Below are 19,695 nucleotides of genomic sequence, written 5' to 3' on the forward strand. Positions count from 1 at the left end.
ATGCAAGAAAAAGCTTTAAAGGTATTAGAATTTACTAAAGTAAAAGAGCAGCTTTTAGAACATGCTGCATCGTCACTTGGTAGAAAAAAAATAAAGGACTTAGTCCCCTCCACTGATTTTGATGAAGTGGTCAAACTTCAAGCAGAAACAGATGAGGCGGCAACCGTGTTTCGTGTAAAAGGAAATGTTCCACTCTCAGGTGTCCATGATATTCTTGCACACATCAAACGTTCCGTAATTGGCGGTGTGTTAAGTCCGCATGAACTGGTCCAAATTGCTAGCACGATCCATGCCAGCCGGCAAATGAAACGATTTATTGAGGAATTCGCTGACGAAAAAACAGAAATTCCGATTTTATCTGAACAAGCAGAGCGGATTATTCCGCTCACCAATCTCGAGCAATCGATCAAACAAGCGATTGATGAAAGCGGCGAGGTGTTAGACAGCGCAAGTGACCTGCTTCGTTCATTAAGGCATCAACTCAGGTCCAATGAGTCACGGGTTCGGGAAAAACTTGAAAGTATGATTCGGTCATCAAATGCAAGCAAGATGCTTTCCGATGCCATAGTCACTATTCGTAATGACCGCTTTGTTATTCCTGTTAAACAGGAGTATCGCGGTCACTACGGCGGAATTATTCATGACCAGAGTGCATCCGGACAAACACTTTTTATTGAACCCCAAGTAATTGTCCAGTTAAATAATCAGCTGCAGGATATTCGTGTCAAGGAACAGCTGGAAATCGATCGAATTCTAACAGCACTATCAGCTGAAGCAGCCGAGCATGAGAGCGAACTCAAAGTTATCGTGGAAGTCCTGGCTAATTTGGACTTTATTTTTGCAAAAGCAAGATATGGGAAACGAATAAAAGCATCAATGCCGATTATGAATAATGAGGGGAGAATTGCTTTATATAAGGCAAGACACCCGCTCATTCCGATCGATGAAGTGGTTGCTAACGATATCATGCTTGGGAAAGACTTCACTACTATTGTGATTACTGGCCCGAATACGGGTGGTAAAACAGTTACCTTAAAAACACTGGGCTTATGTACATTAATGGCTCAAGCGGGATTGCAGGTTCCAGCCTATGACGGATCTGAACTTGCTGTCTTTGATGCTGTGTATGCTGATATTGGCGATGAACAGTCGATAGAACAAAGTTTAAGTACATTTTCCTCCCATATGGTTAATATCGTCGAAATCTTAAATAGAGTGGATTTTAATAGCCTTGTGTTATTTGACGAGCTAGGTGCGGGAACGGATCCACAGGAAGGCGCTGCCTTAGCTATTTCGATATTAGATGAGGTCCACAAACGCGGGGCAAGGGTGATTGCTACGACCCACTATCCGGAGTTAAAGGCATATGGTTATAATCGTGAGGGTGTGTTAAATGCGAGTGTTGAGTTTAATGTTGAAACATTAAGCCCTACATATAAACTACTGCTAGGAGTCCCAGGCCGGAGTAATGCCTTTGAAATCTCGAAACGGCTGGGCTTAAATGAACGGGTCATTCTGGCTGCACGTTCCCATGTGAGTGAAGATACGAACCAAATCGATAAGATGATCGCATCCTTGGAAGACAGCAAACGGCTGGCAGAAAAAGAGCAGGAGGAAGCCCGCGATTATTTAAAATCTGCTGAAAAGCTTCATCAAGACCTGCAAAACCAACTGATGGAGTTTTACGAGAAAAAAGACTCTATGCTCGAAAAGGCAGCAGAAAAAGCTGGAGAAATCGTGGAAGAGGCGAAAAGTGAGGCCGACAAGGTAATCCGCGACCTGCGTAAAATGAGAACAGAAAAGCACGCAGAAATTAAGGAGCATGAATTAATTGATGCAAAGCGGCGTCTAGAAGGAGCAGCACCGGAAGTCCCAAAATCAGCCAAGCTCGCAAATAAGAAAGTGAAAAAACATACGTATATGCCTGGTGATGAGGTGAAAGTGCTTACCTTTGGTCAAAAAGGCACGCTGGTTGACAGAGTTTCTTCGAATGAATGGCAGGTTCAAATCGGAATTCTCAAAATGAAAGTAAAAGAAAAAGACATCGAATATATGAGTACCCCGAAACAAGTAGAAACCAAGCCGATGGCGATTGTAAAAGGTCGGGATTCATTTGTTAAACTGGAGTTAGATCTACGCGGGGAAAGGTATGAAGATGCGATCCTTAAGGTGGAAAAATATATTGATGATGCCCTGCTATCCAGTTATCCGCGTGTATCGATTATCCATGGGAAAGGTACTGGTGCATTAAGACAGGGAGTTCAGGAATACTTAAGAAACCATCGTCAAGTTAAAAAAATTCGCTTTGGAGAAGCCGGGGAAGGCGGGTCTGGCGTAACCATCGTGGAGTTTAAATAATGTCCGGGGAGTTTTGGCAATGGACCAGTTTTGGGAGAATGAATATATCCAAATAGCTGCTTATTATAGCGTCGTGATTTTATGCTTGGTTGTTTTTTTAGCGATTTTTGAGATGGTAACCAAATATAAAAATTGGGAAGAAATTAAAAAAGGTAATGTGGCTGTGGCGATGGCAACCGGAGGGAAAATTTTGGGCGTTGCCAATATCTTTCGCTATACGATTGAGCAGAATAATTCGCTGCTTGCGATGGTTGGTTGGGGGATCTATGGCTTTATACTTTTAGTAGTCGGTTATTTTATCTTTGAATTTTTAACGCCAAAATTCAAAATTGACGAAGAAATCCAAAAGGATAACCGCGCAGTTGGTTTTATTTCGATGGTTATTTCAATTGGCTTATCGATTGTAATCGGTGCAGGAATTACGTAAAGGGAGAATAAAAAAGTGGAGACCTTAGCTAAAGTACTTCTTGGATTATGCGGCTTGTTTTTGCTAATCGGCTTGATCTATATGTTGTTTTTTGCTTAACTTAAAAATCATCGCTGAGATATATCAGCGGTGATTTTTTTGTCGTTTAGGAAATTATAAATTTCTAGACCTGTGGATAATGTTCGGTAAAATGTTCGTATTAACATTGGGAGAAACGGTATGAGTAAACAAAAGAGTGGAATCATCAAACAAATATTAAAGGACCACTTTGATGGTTATTGGAAAATACATTCAGATCGTTTTCCAGAGTAATCTTGACCAAAAACAAAAGCATTTGACAGGTATTAATTCGCTGATTGCGGTCTATAGTAATTTCGCTGGTAGCACCACATATATTGTAAAATACTTTACGGATCGCAGCAGCAACCCTGTCACTAGGCCTAAAACGCAGTATTTGTTTTGTATGAATCTTTGAGATGGCATGCTAATTGTATTTGTAAGTTATCTTCTGGGTTGTTAAAACTTATCGATAATAGTTCCTCAATCCTTTTTAACCGTTTGTATAGGGTATTAATATGAATATGAAGCTGTTTTGCCGTTTCAGCAGCTGACCTGTTCAATTGAATAAATGTAAGGAGTGTATGTTCGAGTTCACGAGTGTTCTTATCTGACAAGAGCGGTGCGAATGTTTCCTGTAAAAATTGATCGATTTCCTGTGGTTGTTGGTGGATAAATAAACGGTTTACTCCAATGTTTTCATAATGAATAATATTCGGGCTGTTTCGATTCCTTAAATAGGAGAGCGCTTTTTCCGCTTCATCATAGCTCTTTGAAATATTTTCAATCCCTTTATAAGTTAAACCAATGCCAGCCGTTAAGTCCGGGCCTCCATTATTTTTCCACAATGTGATTAAATGTCCGAGTTTTTCTGTTATTTTAGTTTGTGTAATTGGATTATCAGAAGAGATGAGAAGATTGACTTTATTATGAAAGCCATAGATTAATAAGTTTGTCGCTGAAAAGCTTTTTCTAATAAACGATACTAGGCGATGAATGTTTGCCTCTAACTGCTGCAAGTCATGATATGTTTTTATTTCAAATACCCCAGCACATATATAGGACGTTGGAATTAACCCAAGAACTGATCCTTGTTGATAAAGCGATTGTGGATTCGTATTTTTAATGAGTGCAGAAAAATACTCATGCGTTTTCTTATAATAAATATCTGTGAGTGTATGTTTTTTTACTAATTCTAATGCAAGGACAGCCCCTCCTTGTTCAATCGTAACAATATCCATTTTATTAAGCGGATTTGTAGCAGCAATTAAGCAACCGAAATAAGCTGTTCCATTCTTGATTGGATAAAGATAATAATGGGTATTCTTATCTTTATGTAATTCAACGTACTGTGGGGACTGATACGTACTAATTCTTTTCCTCACTTCTTCAGTATTGAAAATATGATACTGGTTTTGGTGGCTGCAGAAAAACTCATCTTGGATACAATCGTAAAAAGAAATGGGGATTTCAATCATTTTGCTTAATTCTGAAATAATTGTTTTTGCCCCTTTATTTTTTAGTGAAATTTGCGTTAACGTTTCATGAACTTGATTACGCATTTGTAACACAGCATTCTTTTCTTTCAATTGCTTACTTAGATCTGTCAACTCAGCTACATTTTTCTTTACTTCTGAAAAAAGAGCCGCATTTTGAATGGCAATCGCTGCCTGTGCTGCAAACCCTTGTAGTAAAATGATATCTCGCTTCGTTAACCTACCTTTTGCGGAAAATTGGTGTACCATCATGACGCCAATTCGTTTCTCTCCAATTGAAACAGCTACGCAAATACCTCCTCTAAGAAAATGGTCATCAATAGAAGAAATAATATAACGGTAATTTTCCTCCGTAATCTTTTGTTCGCTCATCGCATCCAATATTTCTTTTCTAGAATAGTAAATTCTCGTTTTTTCATCAAGAAAAGTCATTCCGGTAATGGACTCGCCGCATTTTGGCTGAAAGTAGTTAATGTTTTCATTGAAACCAACAGAGGCCTTTAGAACAAGTCGTTCCCGATTCTCGTCATATAGCTGTAAATACCCTGCATCTGCAGCAGGGATCACCTTTATAGCATTTCGGACGATATTCGTTAACAACTCGTCGGTATTAATTGATGAATTAATGGATCTTGTTGTTTCCATCACTATTTTCCACTCATGATCTCTTTTTTGAAGTATTTCCTGACTATATAATGGATAGAAAAAAAAGTGCAGCTGATCAAGTGATTCATCGGTAATTAGCAAATTTTCTTTGAAAATACATACACAAATATGAAAATCTTCCGGATAGTAAAAAAAGAGGAAGGTCATCCCATTTTGCCTATGAATCTTATAAGTTTTAAGTGGTTTTAAAAGTGAAAAACTAGGTGGTGATAATGGTGCATTTACGCCTCTACTATAAATATGTTTTTGCTCATGCTGCTGACCTGCCCAAATTTGAAAAGAAGAATCAATGAAATTGTTTTCTAAAAAAAACAAGACCGATTCTATCATGTCCCATCACAACCCCTAAGTGTAAAAACATACATTATTTCGGCAATATATTGTAAAAGCCTACATTGTAATAATTGTATAGTGAATTTATAATTTTTACAAGTATTAGAAAAGTTAGAAAATTTGTATTTTGTTATCAATAAAAGGAGGTTATCTAATGCAACAACAACTTTTTGATGATTTGGAAAAACTGTACTCAGAAATGGTTGCAATTCGGAGAGATCTGCATATGCATCCTGAACTATCTTTTCATGAGGTGAATACACCGAAGAAAGTAGCAGAGTTTTTAACTAACTTAGGTTTGGAAGTGAAAACAGGAATTGGCGGCAGAGGCGTTACGGGATTGATTCGGGGAGGAAAGCCAGGGAAAACTGTTGCTTTGCGGGCTGATTTTGACGCATTGCCGATTCAAGACGAAAAAGATGTTGAATACAAATCTAAGGTTCCAGGTGTAATGCATGCATGTGGACATGATATCCACACTGCCTCCTTACTTGGTGTTGCAAAAGTACTAAGTAAAGTAAGAGACGAAATAGAAGGAAATGTTGTGTTTATTCATCAGTTTGCCGAGGAGGTGATACCTGGCGGGGCGAAATCGATGATTGAGGATGGCTGTTTAGATGGAGTAGATGTGATTTTCGGAGCACACGTATCTTCTATGCATCCGTACGGATCAATTGGTATTAAAGAAGGGTACATCTGCGCTTGTGGAGATACATTTGAAATTGAAATTCAAGGTAGAGGCGGTCATGGAGCGACTCCTCATTTAACGATTGATCCGATTGTAACTGGCAGCCAGATCGTCATGAATTTGCAGCAAATTGTAAGCAGGCGAGTTGATCCTATTAAAACAGCAGTTGTTACAGTTGGAGCATTTAATAGCGGCAGCGGTTTTAATGTGATCCCGGATAAAGCGAGAATTATTGGGACAGTTCGGACATTTGATGAAGATGTTAGGGATATGATTGAGGAACAAATGGGACAAGTTGTCGAAAATGCATGCAAAGGGGTTGGAGCAGCTGCCGACTTTAAATATACTCGAGGCTACCCAGCTGTATGGAACCATCCTGAGGAAACGAAACGAATTGAAAAATTAGCCACAGCATTGTTTGGAGAAAACAATGTTCAGCATATAGAAGCGATGATGGGAATGGAGGATTTCGCTTACTATGTAAAAGAAGTACCTGGAACTTTTATTTGGGTTGGCGGAGCAAACCCCGAAATCAATGCGACATACCCACATCACCATCCAAGATTTGATGTAGATGAACGGGCTATGATTAATATTGGAAAACTATTTATAAGTGCTGTTTTTGATTATTTATCTGAACATTCAAATGTAAATCAAGGTAAATCCTATGTAAATTAAATTAACAAAAAAGTTATAAGTCTCCCTCTTAGGTTAAAACATACTGGGGAGGGAGCGGCGTTCAACTTTATACGAGGGGGAATATTAATGAAGCCTGTAATTGCGCTGCTTTCATTGCTTCCGTTTATTGGTATGTTAGGGGTTCTGCCATTTGTAAACAAGGTAGAACCATATATTTTAGGATTACCATTTATATTTTTTTGGGTTATGGTCTGGGTTATTTTGACATCGATCATATTAGCAATCGTTTATAAACTTGACCCTGCGAATAAGGAAGGTGATATAGGATGAATTCTGCCCTTTTAGTTATCTTTGGTTTTTTAATTTTTGCACTTTATTTAGGAATAAAGGCAAAGAAAGGAAAAGAAATGAACCTTGAACAGTGGACTGTGGGTGGACGAGGTTTTGGTGCAATCTTTGTATTCCTTTTAATGGCGGGTGAATCATTCACGACTTTTACGTTCCTTGGTGCAAGTTCTTGGGCCTACGGAAAAGGTGGGCCTGCTCTATACATTCTCGCTTATTTAAGTCTTTTATATGTCTTAATCTACTGGGTATTTCCTACCGTTTGGAAATATGCAAAAGACCATAATTTAGTTTCGCAATCTGACTACTTTGTTAGTAAGTACAAAAGTAAATATCTTGGAGTACTTGTAACCTTTATCGGTGTGATATCGATGATCCCTTATATCGTCCTTCAGTTAAAAGGGCTTGGGATTATTGTTTCAGAAGCTTCATATGGAACGATTTCTCCAACTATTGCGATTTGGATTGCAGCAATTTCCGTGACCATTTATGTAATGATTTCTGGTATTCACGGCTCGGCTTGGACAGCTGTTATAAAGGATATTATGATTTTTGGAATCGTTATTTTTATCGGATTATATATTCCTTTTCACTATTATGGAGGAATACAGCCAATGTTTGAGCAAATTAATGAGGCTAATCCAGGATTTTTAACGATACCTGATAAAGGATTAAGCATGTCTTGGTTGATCTCTACCGTTATTATGACTGTATTTGGTGCGATAATGTGGCCTCATATATTCGTTTCCGCGTATTCGGCAAAGAGCGCAAAAGCCATTAGAAAGAATGCTATATTCACACCGCTTTATGTTGTGATGCTGCTTTTCGTTTTCTTAGTCGGTTTTGCCGCAATCGGTCAAGTTCCTGGTTTAGAGGGAGCTGCAATCGATCTTGCTCTGCTCCGCGTTTCTATTCAAACATTTGATCCATGGTTTGTCGGTGTAATCGGGGCAGCGGGTTTATTAACAGCATTAGTCCCTGGATCGATGATGTTAATGACTGCCTCTAGTGCACTAGCAAAAAATGTTTATAAAGTGATGATTCCATCAGCAACGGATAAGCAAGTATTAACTCTTTCAAAATCGTTAGTCCCTGTGATCGCACTAATTTCAGTATATTTTACGTTAAATGGCGGAGAGGGAATTGTTACTTTACTCTTGATGGCCTATAGTTTTGTTACACAAATATTCCCGGCGCTACTCGCTTGTTTAGTGAAGAAAACCTTTGTAACGAAACAAGGAGCCGCTGCCGGTATGATTGTCGGAATGTTCGTAGTAGGATATATAACACTTACCAAAGCATCAATTGGCACGTTGTTCCCGTCTTTGCCTCAAGGGGTACAAGAATTAAACACAGGAATTATTGCCCTCATTTTAAACTTGTTTGTTACGATTGTTGTAAGTCTATTAACACGAAGCTTTGGAGAACAATTATCTGAAAAAGATAAAGTTCAATCAGCATAGTTAACAATTATTATTTTAATCCAAAAGCAAGAGAATAACTCAAAAAGGCTTAATCCCCAATTTCGTAGTTGTAATGATTACAACTGCGAAATTGGGGATTTTTCTATAAGGAGTCCTCTGGTATACTCCTGTCACATCTAAAACATTTATCCACTGAATAGGTATGCATATCAGAAAATGGAACATAAAGATTAAACAATTGCGTTAAGTCCGCAGATGTCTTTAGATGGGAGGACAAACTAGGGTTTACAAATAAGTCCTCCGCTTTTCTTACAACTTCAATTGTTAATTGTAAAATACTGTACTATAATAAAAGAAAAGTGTGAATTTTTAAAATTATCCATAAAGAAAAGGGGGATCTTATGTATGAATCAAAACCGTGGCTGGCCCTGTACCCTAAAGAAATTCCTGCCACACTCGAGTACTCCTCAGAGCCAGTACAGCAATACTTAGTGAATTCTGCTCGAAAATTCCCAGAAAAAGTGGCCATTCATTTTATGGGGAAAGAAATTACCTATAAGAAACTTTATAATGAAGTAATGAATTTTGCTGGTTATTTACAGGGAAACCTAGGCATTTCAAAAGGTGACCGCGTTGCTATTATGCTTCCAAACACACCTCAGGCTGTAATTAGTTATTTTGCCATATTAATGGCAGGCGGAATTGTCGTTCAAACAAACCCATTATATACGGAACGTGAACTTGAATACCAGATGAAAGATTCGGGAGCAAAGGCCATCATCACACTCGACATCCTCTACCCACGCGTATCTCAAGTGATGCCGCAAACAGAATTACAGCATGTAATTGTAACCGCTATCAAAAGCTACTTACCATTCCCTAAAAATCTAATTTATCCCTACATCCAGAAAAAACAATATGGAATTGTCGTTAATGTTCAACACAAAGGAAGCACGCATTTACTTTCGGAAATATTAAAAATGGAGCCTCAAAATGTAAGAAATTATGATTTCAACCCTGAGGAAGACGTAGCACTCCTCCAATATACAGGAGGGACAACAGGATTTCCAAAAGGCGTGATGTTAACACATAAAAATTTAATAGCCAATACAAAGATGTGCCAGGCATGGCTTTACAAATCCAAGCCAGGAGAGGAATCAGTTCTCGGGATTATCCCGTTTTTTCACGTCTATGGAATGACAACCGTTCTTATTTTATCTGTGATGCAGGCAAATAAAATGATATTATTACCTAAATTTGATGTTGAGACCACATTAAAAACCATTCAAAAACAGCGCCCGACTCTGTTTCCTGGTGCACCGACGATTTATATTGGAATATTGAATTATCCTGATCTAAGAAAATATGATTTATCATCCATTCATTCTTGTATAAGTGGTTCAGCTGCGTTGCCAATTGAAGTACAAGAGCAGTTTGAGGCCGTAACAGGAGGGAAATTAGTTGAAGGTTATGGTTTAACGGAAGCATCTCCTGTAACACATTCGAACTTTTTATGGGACGTACCAAGGGTGAAGGGAAGTATTGGTGTGCCTTGGCCTGATACTGAGGTAAAGATCGTATCGATTGAAACAGGTGAACCCGTCCCAGTAAAGGAAATAGGCGAATTTGCCATAAAAGGTCCGCAAATCATGAAAGGCTATTGGAATCGTCCAGAAGATACTAAGGAAGTCTTACATGATGGATGGCTGTATACAGGGGACCTTGGTTATATGGATGAACAAGGATACTTTTATGTGGTGGACCGCAAAAAGGATATGATTATTGCAGGAGGTTACAATATTTATCCTAGAGAGATAGAGGAAGTATTATATGAACATCCAGATGTTCTTGAAGCGGTCGCAGCAGGTATTCCTGACCAGTACCGCGGAGAAACGGTAAAAGCATATATTGTCTTAAAAGAAGGTTCATCGGTTACCGCAGATGAAATGAACCAATTTTCAAGAAAATATCTTGCTGCATATAAAGCCCCGAGATTATATGAATTTAGAAAAGAATTGCCTAAAACAGCTGTAGGGAAAATTTTAAGAAGGATGCTTGTGGAAGAAGAAAAACAAAAAATAGAAGCAGAAAACCAAAAACACGCATAATTGCTTCCTCTTTTTTTTGACAGATTAAGCCTGTCCCTATGTTGGAAATATGAAAAAGGTATAGAGTATATCTTGACAGATAAACGAATAATAATTATTATGAAAATATGAATGATTATTCATTCATATTTTTCTTTTATTTAGTCAAGATCAACAGTATAAACTGTAACATAATTTTCTTCAAAGGAGGGATATAGTTGAAAAAAAATAAACCAAAATACATGCAAATTATTGATGCTGCGGTGATTGTAATCGCAGAAAATGGCTATCACCAAGCCCAGGTTTCAAAAATTGCCAAACAGGCAGGAGTGGCTGATGGAACCATTTATCTATACTTTAAAAACAAGGAAGACATCCTTATCTCTCTCTTTGAAGAAAAAATGGGAAGTTTCATTGAAAAAATAGATACAATGATAGCAGGAAAAGGGACGGCGGCAGAGAAATTATTAATGATGATAGAAGCTCACTTTAGTATGCTTTCTGACGACCATCACATGGCGATCGTAACGCAATTGGAGTTACGGCAATCCAATATAGAATTGCGACTCCGAATTAATGATGTTCTAAAAGGTTACCTAAAGGTAATCGAAAAGATTGTTATTGAAGGTAAAGAAACAGGAGAGTTTTCAATCGACCTCGATATTCGTCTGGCCCGGCAAATGATATTCGGTACAATTGATGAAACCGTTACATCGTGGGTGATGAATGAGGAAAAGTATGATTTGCTTGCACTGGCGTCTCCAGTCCAACGCCTCTTGATCAATGGCTGCGGAAGCCGGTAGAATTTAAAATAGGGGGGAGTTATTTTGGAATATTTAAAATGGTCCTATCAAGACAGTATTGCCACGATCACGATTGATCGTCCACCGGCAAATGCACTTTCTTCAGGTCTTTTAAGGGAATTGTCGACAGTGCTTGATGAAATCGAACCAAACCGTGAAATTAGAGTCCTTGTCATTCATGGGGAAGGGCGGTTCTTCTCGGCTGGGGCAGATATTAAAGAATTTACAACGGTTTCTTCAGCTGAAGGTTTTTCTAATCTTGGTAAGTTTGGACAGGATTTATTTGACCGGATGGAAAAATTTCCAAAACCGATCATTGCGGCAATCCATGGCGCGGCGCTTGGCGGTGGTCTCGAACTTGCTATGGCTTGTCACATTCGCCTTATCAGTGAAACCGCAAAACTCGGTCTTCCGGAGCTGCAACTGGGCTTAATTCCTGGATTTGCCGGTTCGCAGCGTCTGCCGAAATATGTAGGTGTGGCAAGAGCTGCTGAAATGCTGTTCACATCCGAGCCAATTACAGGTATTGAGGCGGTAAAATATGGCTTAGCGAATCATGCCTATGTAGAGGCAGAAGTATTAGAGCAGGCGTATAAGCTCGCTGGAAAAATTGCTAAGAAAAGTCCAGGCTCTATTAAAGCAGCCATCGAATTATTAAATTATGCAAAAACAGAAGAGTTCTATGAAGGTTCGAAAAGAGAATCTGAGTTATTTGGTCAAGTTTTTGTCTCTAGCGATGGTAAAGAAGGCATTCAAGCTTTTATTGAAAAAAGGGATCCACAATTTAAAGGTGAATAAACGTATCTTTGTAGTATAATTGTTAAGGAAGCCCTTTTTTTTCTAGGAAATTTTCTTAATCTTTCAAACTGAGCGAATGCTCGAAATTTTATTAGGAGGGAAACCATGAATATTTATGTATTACTGAAAAGAACCTTTGATACTGAAGAAAAAATTACGATTAGCGGCGGAAAAATCAATGAGGACGGTGCTGAATTTATTATCAATCCTTATGACGAATATGCGATTGAAGAAGCCATCCAAGTTCGCGATGCTAAGGGCGGAGAAGTAACTGTCATTACTGTTGGTACGGAAGAGTCTGAAAAGCAATTACGTACAGCACTTGCGATGGGCGCTGACAAAGCCGTCCTTATTAATACAGAAGATGATGTGGAAAATGGGGATCAATTTACTACAGCAAAAATCCTTGCTGAATATTTAAAGGATAAAGATGCTGATTTAATCATTGGCGGAAATGTGGCGATTGACGGTGGTACAGGTCAGGTCGGACCACGTGTCGCGGAACTACTTAACATCCCTTACGTAACAACAATCACAAAGTTAGAAATCGACGGTACAAATGTAACCGTTACCAGAGATGTTGAAGGCGATTCCGAAGTTATAGAAACGAGCCTTCCTCTATTAGTAACTGCACAACAAGGTCTAAATGAGCCGCGCTATCCTTCATTACCTGGGATCATGAAGGCAAAGAAAAAGCCGCTTGAGGAATTAGAATTAGACGACCTTGATCTTGAAGAAGACGATGTGGAAGCAAAAACAAAAACAATCGAAATTTATTTGCCGCCTAAAAAAGAAGCAGGCAGAGTATTAGCCGGCGATTTGAATGATCAAGTAAAAGAACTTGTTCAGCTACTTCATACCGAAGCAAAAGTAATTTAATCGACTTTTTACAAATATGTTTTCAGGAGGTATATGGAATGTCAAGAAAAGTTTTAGTATTAGGAGAAGTTCGTGACGGTTCATTACGTAATGTTTCTTTCGAAGCGATTGCAGCAGCAAAAACGGTTGCTGAGGGCGGAGAAGTGGTTGGTGTTTTAGTAGGTGCTTCTGTAAGCGCTTTAGGTACGGAGTTGATCCACAACGGAGCCGACCGCGTAGTAGTTGTTGAAGATGAAAAATTAAATCTATATACTTCAGATGGATACGCTCAGGCGCTGTTAGCAGTGCTTGACCAGGAAAAACCAGAAGGGTTAGTGTTAGGTCATACCTCACTAGGCAAAGACCTATCTCCAAGAATTGCTGGAAAATTAGCATCAGGTTTAATATCAGATGCGACTGCTGTTGAGGTTGCAGGTGGAAATGTCGTGTTCACAAGACCCATCTATTCTGGGAAAGCATTTGAAAAGAAAATTGTAACGGATGGCTTAATTTTTGCAACGGTCCGTCCAAATAATATTGCGCCTTTGGAAAAAGATGAAAGTAGAAGCGGCGAGGTTTCTACTCTTTCTGTAGACATCAAAGACTTACGTGCCATTATTAAAGAAGTGGTTAGAAAAGCAAGCGAAGGTGTGGACCTAAGTGAAGCAAAAGTGGTTATCTCAGGAGGACGCGGGGTTAAAAGTGCAGATGGTTTTGAACCGCTTAAAGAACTTGCGAATGTCCTTGGCGGAGCGGTAGGAGCTTCACGTGGTGCCTGTGATGCCGACTATTGCGATTACTCTTTACAAATTGGTCAAACTGGCAAGGTAGTCACACCAGACCTTTACATTGCTTGTGGTATTTCTGGAGCAATTCAGCACTTAGCCGGCATGTCTAACTCAAAAGTAATTGTGGCCATTAACAAAGATCCAGAGGCTAATATCTTCAAAGTAGCTGATTACGGAATCGTAGGCGACTTGTTTGAAGTGGTGCCATTACTAACTGAAGAGTTTAAAAAACTGAAAGTGCACTCATAATAAGAAAAGCGGAAGCGCCTTGTCCAGGGGCGACAGGCATAAGACGAGCCGGCGAGAAGGTTGCTCTTTAACCTTCTAGACGGATTGGCTTATGACCCAGAGCCCCTAGGCGCTGTAGCTAGACAATATAAAGGCGAGCGGAAGGGTTCCGCTCGCTTTATTTAAGGATAAATTGAAGTAAATCGGGGGAAAATGATCGATGAAGCAATTTATTAGCTTGATTTTCCAAACGATGTTATACTTTCGGTAAGAAATTCAGTAATCATTAGGAGGGCAATATAAATGGCAATTTCACACTTAACAGATCAAAACTTTTCTGCAGAAACAGGTTCAGGCCTTGTTCTCGTAGATTTTTGGGCACCATGGTGCGGACCTTGTAAAATGATAGCTCCAGTTCTTGAAGAACTTGACTTAGAAATGGGCGAAAAAGTTAAAATCACTAAACTTGATGTGGATGATAACCCGCAAACTGCAGCAAATTTCGGTGTTATGAGCATTCCAACATTATTAGTAATGAAAAATGGCGAAGTGGTAGACAAAGTAGTCGGCTTCCAACCAAAAGATGCATTAGCAAGTGTTTTAGAAAAACACGTGTAAGTATAGAAAGACAAAACCTTAGCTGGAGCCAATCCAGCTAAGGTTTTTCTTTTTTGCAAATGACTACCACTTTCATTTATGAGCCTTTTCCTTTAAAATTTTAACAGACACTATATATATAGACGGGAGTGGAGTGGCCGGAATGAATGAAATAATCAAGCAAAAACTGACGCTGCTGCCGGATCAACCTGGCTGCTACTTAATGAAAGACCGTCAGGGTACGATTATTTATGTGGGGAAGGCAAAAGTATTAAAGAATCGCGTACGTTCTTATTTCACTGGGTCACACGATGGAAAGACGCTTAGACTAGTCAATGAGATTGAGGACTTTGAATATATTGTAACCTCTTCAAATATTGAAGCACTTCTACTTGAACTCAACCTAATAAAAAAATACGATCCAAAATACAATATCATGCTGAAGGATGATAAAACCTATCCATTTATTAAGCTGACAGCTGAAAAGCATCCGAAACTCATCATTACAAGAAAAGTAAAAAAGGACAAAGGTAAATACTTTGGTCCGTACCCAAATGCGACTGCTGCCAATGAAACCAAAAAGCTTCTTGACCGAATTTATCCGCTGCGGAAATGCTCAACCCTGCCTGATCGGGTCTGCTTATACTACCATTTAGGGCAGTGCCTGGCACCATGTGTCAATGAAATTCAGGAACAACAGTATAAACAAATGACGGATGAAATTACCCGCTTTTTGAATGGCGGTTATAAGGAAATAAAAAAAGAGCTTCAGGCAAAAATGTCAGCTGCTGCTGAAGAGTTAGACTTCGAACGAGCGAAGGAGTTCCGTGATAAAATCATTCATATCGAAACCATCATGGAAAAACAGAAAATTACCATGAACGATTTTACGGATCGTGATGTTTTTGGTTATGCAGTCGATAAAGGCTGGATGTGTGTGCAAGTCTTTTTTGTCCGCCAAGGGAAACTAATTGAGAGGGACGTCTCCATGTTCCCCTTCTATAATGAGCCTGAGGAAGAAATACTAACTTTCCTTGGACAATTTTATTCGAAAGCTAATCACTTCAAGCCGAAGGAAATCCTGATTCAAGATGAAGTCGATTTGAGTCTGGCGGAACAACTGCTTGAAGTAAAAGTGCTCCAGCCACAACGGGGGCAGAAAAAGGATATTGTCCAACTGGCAATCAAAAATGCAAAAATTGCCTTAAATGAAAAGTTTTCCTTGATCGAAAAGGATGAAGACCGCACCATTAAGGCGGTCGAGAACTTGGGGGAATTACTCGGAATTTATACTCCGCACCGGATTGAAGCATTTGATAACTCCAACATTCAAGGGACAGACCCAGTATCAGCCATGGTCGTTTTCATTGATGGGAAGGCAAATCATCGGGAGTACCGGAAATATAAAATTAAAACCGTACAAGGACCTGATGATTATGAATCCATGCGTGAAGTGACAATAAGAAGGTATTCACGCGCCTTAAAAGAAGAACTTCCCCTCCCTGATTTAATCATCATCGATGGTGGTAAAGGTCATGTTGAAGCCGTAAGAGATGTGTTGGAAAATGAGCTAGGACTGGATATTCCACTCTCGGGACTCGTCAAAGATGATAAACACAAAACTTCCCAATTGCTGTACGGCAATCCTTTGGGAATTGTTCCATTAGGCCGCAACAGCCAGGAGTTTTATTTACTGCAAAGAATTCAAGATGAGGTCCATCGCTTTGCCATTACGTTTCATCGTCAGCTTCGTGGAAAAAGTGCCTTTCAATCCTTGCTCGACGATATTCCTGGAATCGGTGAGAAACGAAAAAAGCTATTGCTAAAACAATTTGGCTCTGTGAAAAAAATGAAAGAGGCTAGTATGGAGGAATTTACAAATATCGGAATTCCTATGAATGTAGCCGAAGAATTAATTAAAAAACTTCAATCCTAGTGATTGTAAGAAAAAATAGAACATGCTATAATAAGTGAAAATTTAATTTACTATCACTTTTACGTATTAAAGTGAAGGTAGAGGTGCGAGCTTCAAGAGTAATGGTTCTGAGAAGGATGAGCTTCTAAGACGGATCATGAAAGGGAATGTTCGCCGAAGTAAAGAAAGTCTCATTTCTTTCTTTGCTGGTCCTGTATTGAATAAATGCCGGATTGTCAGGACGAATGTCTTGGAGAGCTATCTTACATTGTAGGTGCGAGAATATTTTTTCGTGTTCTAAAGCAATGAGATGCCCTTCTCATTGCTTTTTTGTTTTTTGGGGGATAAATAAGGTATTCACTTAAAAGAAGGAGAAACAAACATGGGGATTATTGTACAAAAATTCGGAGGCACCTCCGTTGCGAATGTAGAAAGAATACTAAATGTTGCATCCTGTGTAAAAGAGGAGACAGACCGTGGCAATAATGTAGTCGTTGTTGTTTCTGCGATGGGAAAATCAACGGATACACTGGTCGGATTAGCAAAAGAAATTTCCGCACAGCCAAATAAGCGGGAAATGGACATGCTGTTATCAACAGGAGAACAGGTAACCATTGCGTTATTGTCAATGGCTTTAAATCAGCAAGGGCTTGACGCCGTCTCTTTTACAGGCTGGCAGGCAGGAATCATCACAGAACCTGTCCATGGAAATGCCCGCATTTCGAATATTAAAACGTCTGCAATTGAAACGGAGCTCGCAACGGGTAAGGTTGTCATTGTGGCAGGATTCCAAGGAATCACGGAAGAAGGCGCAATTACGACGCTCGGTCGTGGTGGTTCTGATACGACAGCTGTGGCATTAGCGGCAGCCTTAAAGGCAGATAAATGCGATATTTATACCGATGTTACTGGGGTTTTCACCACGGATCCAAGATATATCAAGAATGCTCGCAAATTATTATCAGTATCGTACGATGAAATGCTAGAGTTAGCTAATTTAGGTGCTGGTGTGCTCCATCCAAGAGCAGTAGAATTTGCTAAAAACTATCAGGTGCGGCTTGAGGTTCGCTCGAGCATGGAGAGAGTAGAAGGAACAGTTATTGAGGAGGAAGCAGCAATGGAACAAAACTTAGTAGTCCGCGGTGTCGCATTTGAAGACGAAATAACAAAAGTAACAGTATTAGGATTGGGGAATTCATTAACAAGTCTATCTACCATCTTTTCAACACTAGCGGAAAATCACCTGAATGTTGACATTATTATTCAAAGTACTACAGAGGGCGATACGGCTAATTTGTCTTTCTCTATCCATACTAATGATTTATTAGAAACATTAAAGGTATTAGAAGACAATAAAGCAGTGCTAGCTTATGAGCAGATTGATGCAGAAAATAAATTAGCGAAGGTGTCAATTGTTGGCTCAGGAATGATTTCTAATCCTGGTGTAGCAGCAAAAATGTTTGAGGTACTCGCTGCTAACAACATCCAAATTAAAATGGTCAGCACATCCGAAATCAAAGTATCAGCAGTAGTAGAAGAAAGAAATATGTTAAAAGCAGTAGAAGCCTTGCACGAAGCCTTCGAACTGGCAAACAAATAAAAAAGGGTGTCAGGCACCAAGCGGTGCCTGACACCCTATTCCCACGTTTAGTTCTTTTCCCATTTAACAGTGAAAAGGACTTTATTTGATTTCTTTACAGGATGTTCAAAGGTTTCTGCATTGGCTTCTTTTTGAAGTTCAATTTGTTGGGCAAGGAAGCCGGCTTCGAGTTGGAAAAAGTGCTCAGCTTTTGATTTCACACGCGGGACAATAACTGGACTCATTAGTTCAAATTGGATTTCAGTTTTATTTTCTTTTTTAATTTCAAGTTGGCCCCAAGAGGCTTTGGTGAAAAAATCCATAATCTGAGCAATATCAGTTAGTGGAAATTTACGTGCGAGGCGTTTTCCGGCCCAATATAATATTTCAGGTGTATCTTTTCCTAAAATCTCAGGTAAAAGAATTTCTCTGATTAATTCATACCCGAAAATAGATATGGTTTTTGGTTCATCGGTATCTATAGTCTCAACAACAACTGTACTATCGTTCACAAGCTTCCCCTCTTTCTATCATTCTATTATATACGCTTTTTGTTAGGTGTCAGTACAGTTTTTCTAGATAAAACGAATTAATTTACAGTAGTTTTTTTGTTATTTTGCAATATCTTGCCTTGTTTTCCATGATAATTATAATTCCCGATATGGTAAAAATAACAACCGTTATATCTTGGTAATTAATTGTAATTATCTATTAATTTTTAATATAATCCAAATTATTGATGAAAATAACCAATCTATTATAATTTCAATATATTTTAAAAATTTTATTATTTATGATAGAATTGTGTATCCGTTTTCTTGACGCTCTAAGATGATGGGAGTAAAATGGACATGTCACATTATTGTCACACTGATGCTAGGTTTCATATAAGGAAACTTAAATGCTAGAAACTGAACATCATTTTTTTAAACATTATAGGGGGGTAAATTTATGGCAGGTAATCGAGAGTTTGTTTATCGGAGATTGCATTCGTTGCTAGGGGTTATTCCAATCGGGATCTTTGTCATCCAGCATCTGATTGTGAACCACTATGCGACAGTTGGGGTAGAATCTTTCAACAAAGCTGCGAATTTTATGGGAAATCTTCCTTTTCGCTACGTGTTAGAAACTGTAATTATTTATTTACCAATTTTATTCCATGCAATCTACGGGCTGTATATTGCTTTTACAGCCAAAAACAATGCAAGCCAATATGGATTCTTTAGAAATTGGATGTTTATGCTTCAACGTGTGTCTGGTGTGATTACACTTATTTTTATCACATGGCATGTATGGGAAACACGGGTAGCAGCGGCGTTTGGAAATGAAGTTAACTTTCAAATGATGCAAGATATTCTTTCCTCACCGTTTATGTTTGCGTTTTATGTCATTGGGATTATTTCAGCAATTTTCCACTTTGCAAACGGATTGTGGTCATTCTTTGTTAGCTGGGGCATCACAGTATCTCCACGTTCTCAAGTTATTTCTACATACGTGACAATCGTTATTTTCTTAGCTCTATCCTATGTTGGAGTAACGACTTTATTAGCTTTTGTATAACAAATTAATGATTGATCGGAAAAATATTGGATTTTGGATTAAGGGAGTG

16 protein-coding genes and 1 riboswitch are annotated in these 19,695 nt (G+C 38.8%); of the genes, 14 read left to right on the plus strand and 2 right to left on the minus strand.

Translation table 11 applies throughout. The features are described 5' to 3' along the window. On the plus strand, positions 1-2,358 hold the full coding sequence (locus tag QF028_RS03430; protein WP_429464125.1) for an endonuclease MutS2: 2,358 nt from the start codon (positions 1-3) through the stop codon (positions 2,356-2,358). A 19-nt stretch (positions 2,359-2,377) separates the two neighbouring features. Continuing rightward, complete coding sequence (locus tag QF028_RS03435; protein ID WP_214731850.1) at positions 2,378-2,785, plus strand: DUF350 domain-containing protein; 408 nt, start codon at positions 2,378-2,380, stop codon at positions 2,783-2,785. A 440-nt stretch (positions 2,786-3,225) separates the two neighbouring features. On the opposite strand, the gene QF028_RS03440 is transcribed toward QF028_RS03435, so the two are convergent. Continuing rightward, positions 3,226-5,334 (minus strand): helix-turn-helix domain-containing protein, encoded by a 2,109-nt coding sequence (locus QF028_RS03440; RefSeq protein WP_429464128.1) that lies wholly within the window; start codon positions 5,332-5,334, stop codon positions 3,226-3,228. Between the two features lie 157 nt (positions 5,335-5,491). Here QF028_RS03440 and QF028_RS03445 point away from each other — a divergent pair, with 157 nt between their 5' ends. The 11 genes from QF028_RS03445 (at position 5,492) to QF028_RS03495 (ending at position 18,107) form a co-directional block, all read left to right on the plus strand. Beyond that, positions 5,492-6,703: a M20 metallopeptidase family protein gene (locus tag QF028_RS03445; protein WP_429464129.1), complete on the plus strand. Its 1,212-nt coding sequence runs from the start codon at positions 5,492-5,494 to the stop codon at positions 6,701-6,703. Positions 6,704-6,790: 87 nt separating this feature from the next. After that, on the plus strand, positions 6,791-6,994 hold the full coding sequence (locus tag QF028_RS03450) for a DUF3311 domain-containing protein (RefSeq protein ID WP_215000956.1): 204 nt from the start codon (positions 6,791-6,793) through the stop codon (positions 6,992-6,994). Continuing rightward, positions 6,991-8,472 carry a sodium:solute symporter family protein gene (locus QF028_RS03455; RefSeq protein ID WP_429464131.1) on the plus strand — a complete coding sequence of 494 codons (1,482 nt, stop codon included), beginning with the start codon at positions 6,991-6,993 and terminating at the stop codon, positions 8,470-8,472. The genes QF028_RS03450 and QF028_RS03455 overlap by 4 nt, the downstream gene beginning before the upstream one ends. A 362-nt stretch (positions 8,473-8,834) precedes the next feature. Next, positions 8,835-10,541, plus strand: coding sequence for an AMP-binding protein (locus tag QF028_RS03460; RefSeq protein ID WP_429464133.1), 1,707 nt, complete (start codon positions 8,835-8,837; stop codon positions 10,539-10,541). A 197-nt stretch (positions 10,542-10,738) separates the two neighbouring features. Next, a complete protein-coding gene (locus tag QF028_RS03465) occupies positions 10,739-11,323 on the plus strand; it encodes a TetR/AcrR family transcriptional regulator (RefSeq protein WP_410883950.1) in 585 nt (194 codons plus the stop codon). Positions 11,324-11,347: 24 nt separating this feature from the next. After that, positions 11,348-12,121 carry an enoyl-CoA hydratase gene (locus tag QF028_RS03470; protein WP_429464135.1) on the plus strand — a complete coding sequence of 258 codons (774 nt, stop codon included), beginning with the start codon at positions 11,348-11,350 and terminating at the stop codon, positions 12,119-12,121. 105 nt (positions 12,122-12,226) lie between these two features. Continuing rightward, positions 12,227-13,000, plus strand: coding sequence for an electron transfer flavoprotein subunit beta/FixA family protein (locus QF028_RS03475; RefSeq protein WP_168245266.1), 774 nt, complete (start codon positions 12,227-12,229; stop codon positions 12,998-13,000). Positions 13,001-13,038: 38 nt separating this feature from the next. Further along, a complete protein-coding gene (locus QF028_RS03480) occupies positions 13,039-14,016 on the plus strand; it encodes an electron transfer flavoprotein subunit alpha/FixB family protein (RefSeq protein ID WP_429464137.1) in 978 nt (325 codons plus the stop codon). Positions 14,017-14,298: 282 nt separating this feature from the next. Continuing rightward, complete coding sequence (gene trxA, locus QF028_RS03485) at positions 14,299-14,613, plus strand: thioredoxin (protein WP_088089186.1); 315 nt, start codon at positions 14,299-14,301, stop codon at positions 14,611-14,613. 142 nt (positions 14,614-14,755) lie between these two features. Continuing rightward, positions 14,756-16,528: an excinuclease ABC subunit UvrC gene (gene uvrC, locus QF028_RS03490; protein ID WP_429464140.1), complete on the plus strand. Its 1,773-nt coding sequence runs from the start codon at positions 14,756-14,758 to the stop codon at positions 16,526-16,528. Positions 16,529-16,598: 70 nt separating this feature from the next. Further along, a riboswitch (Lysine riboswitch) is annotated at positions 16,599-16,776 on the plus strand. Positions 16,777-16,889: 113 nt separating this feature from the next. Beyond that, positions 16,890-18,107 carry an aspartate kinase gene (locus tag QF028_RS03495; protein WP_429464142.1) on the plus strand — a complete coding sequence of 406 codons (1,218 nt, stop codon included), beginning with the start codon at positions 16,890-16,892 and terminating at the stop codon, positions 18,105-18,107. Positions 18,108-18,154: 47 nt separating this feature from the next. Here QF028_RS03495 and QF028_RS03500 read toward each other — a convergent pair whose 3' ends face one another. After that, a complete protein-coding gene (locus QF028_RS03500; RefSeq protein WP_215000934.1) occupies positions 18,155-18,598 on the minus strand; it encodes a YslB family protein in 444 nt (147 codons plus the stop codon). Positions 18,599-19,037: 439 nt separating this feature from the next. Between QF028_RS03500 and QF028_RS03505 the strand changes: the two genes are divergently transcribed. Continuing rightward, positions 19,038-19,646, plus strand: a complete 609-nt coding sequence (locus QF028_RS03505; protein ID WP_088089182.1) for a succinate dehydrogenase cytochrome b558 subunit — start codon at positions 19,038-19,040, stop codon at positions 19,644-19,646. Positions 19,647-19,695: the final 49 nt, after the last annotated feature.

This window comes from Neobacillus sp. B4I6 (genome assembly GCF_050434045.1).
GTDB lineage: Bacteria > Bacillota > Bacilli > Bacillales > Cytobacillaceae > Neobacillus.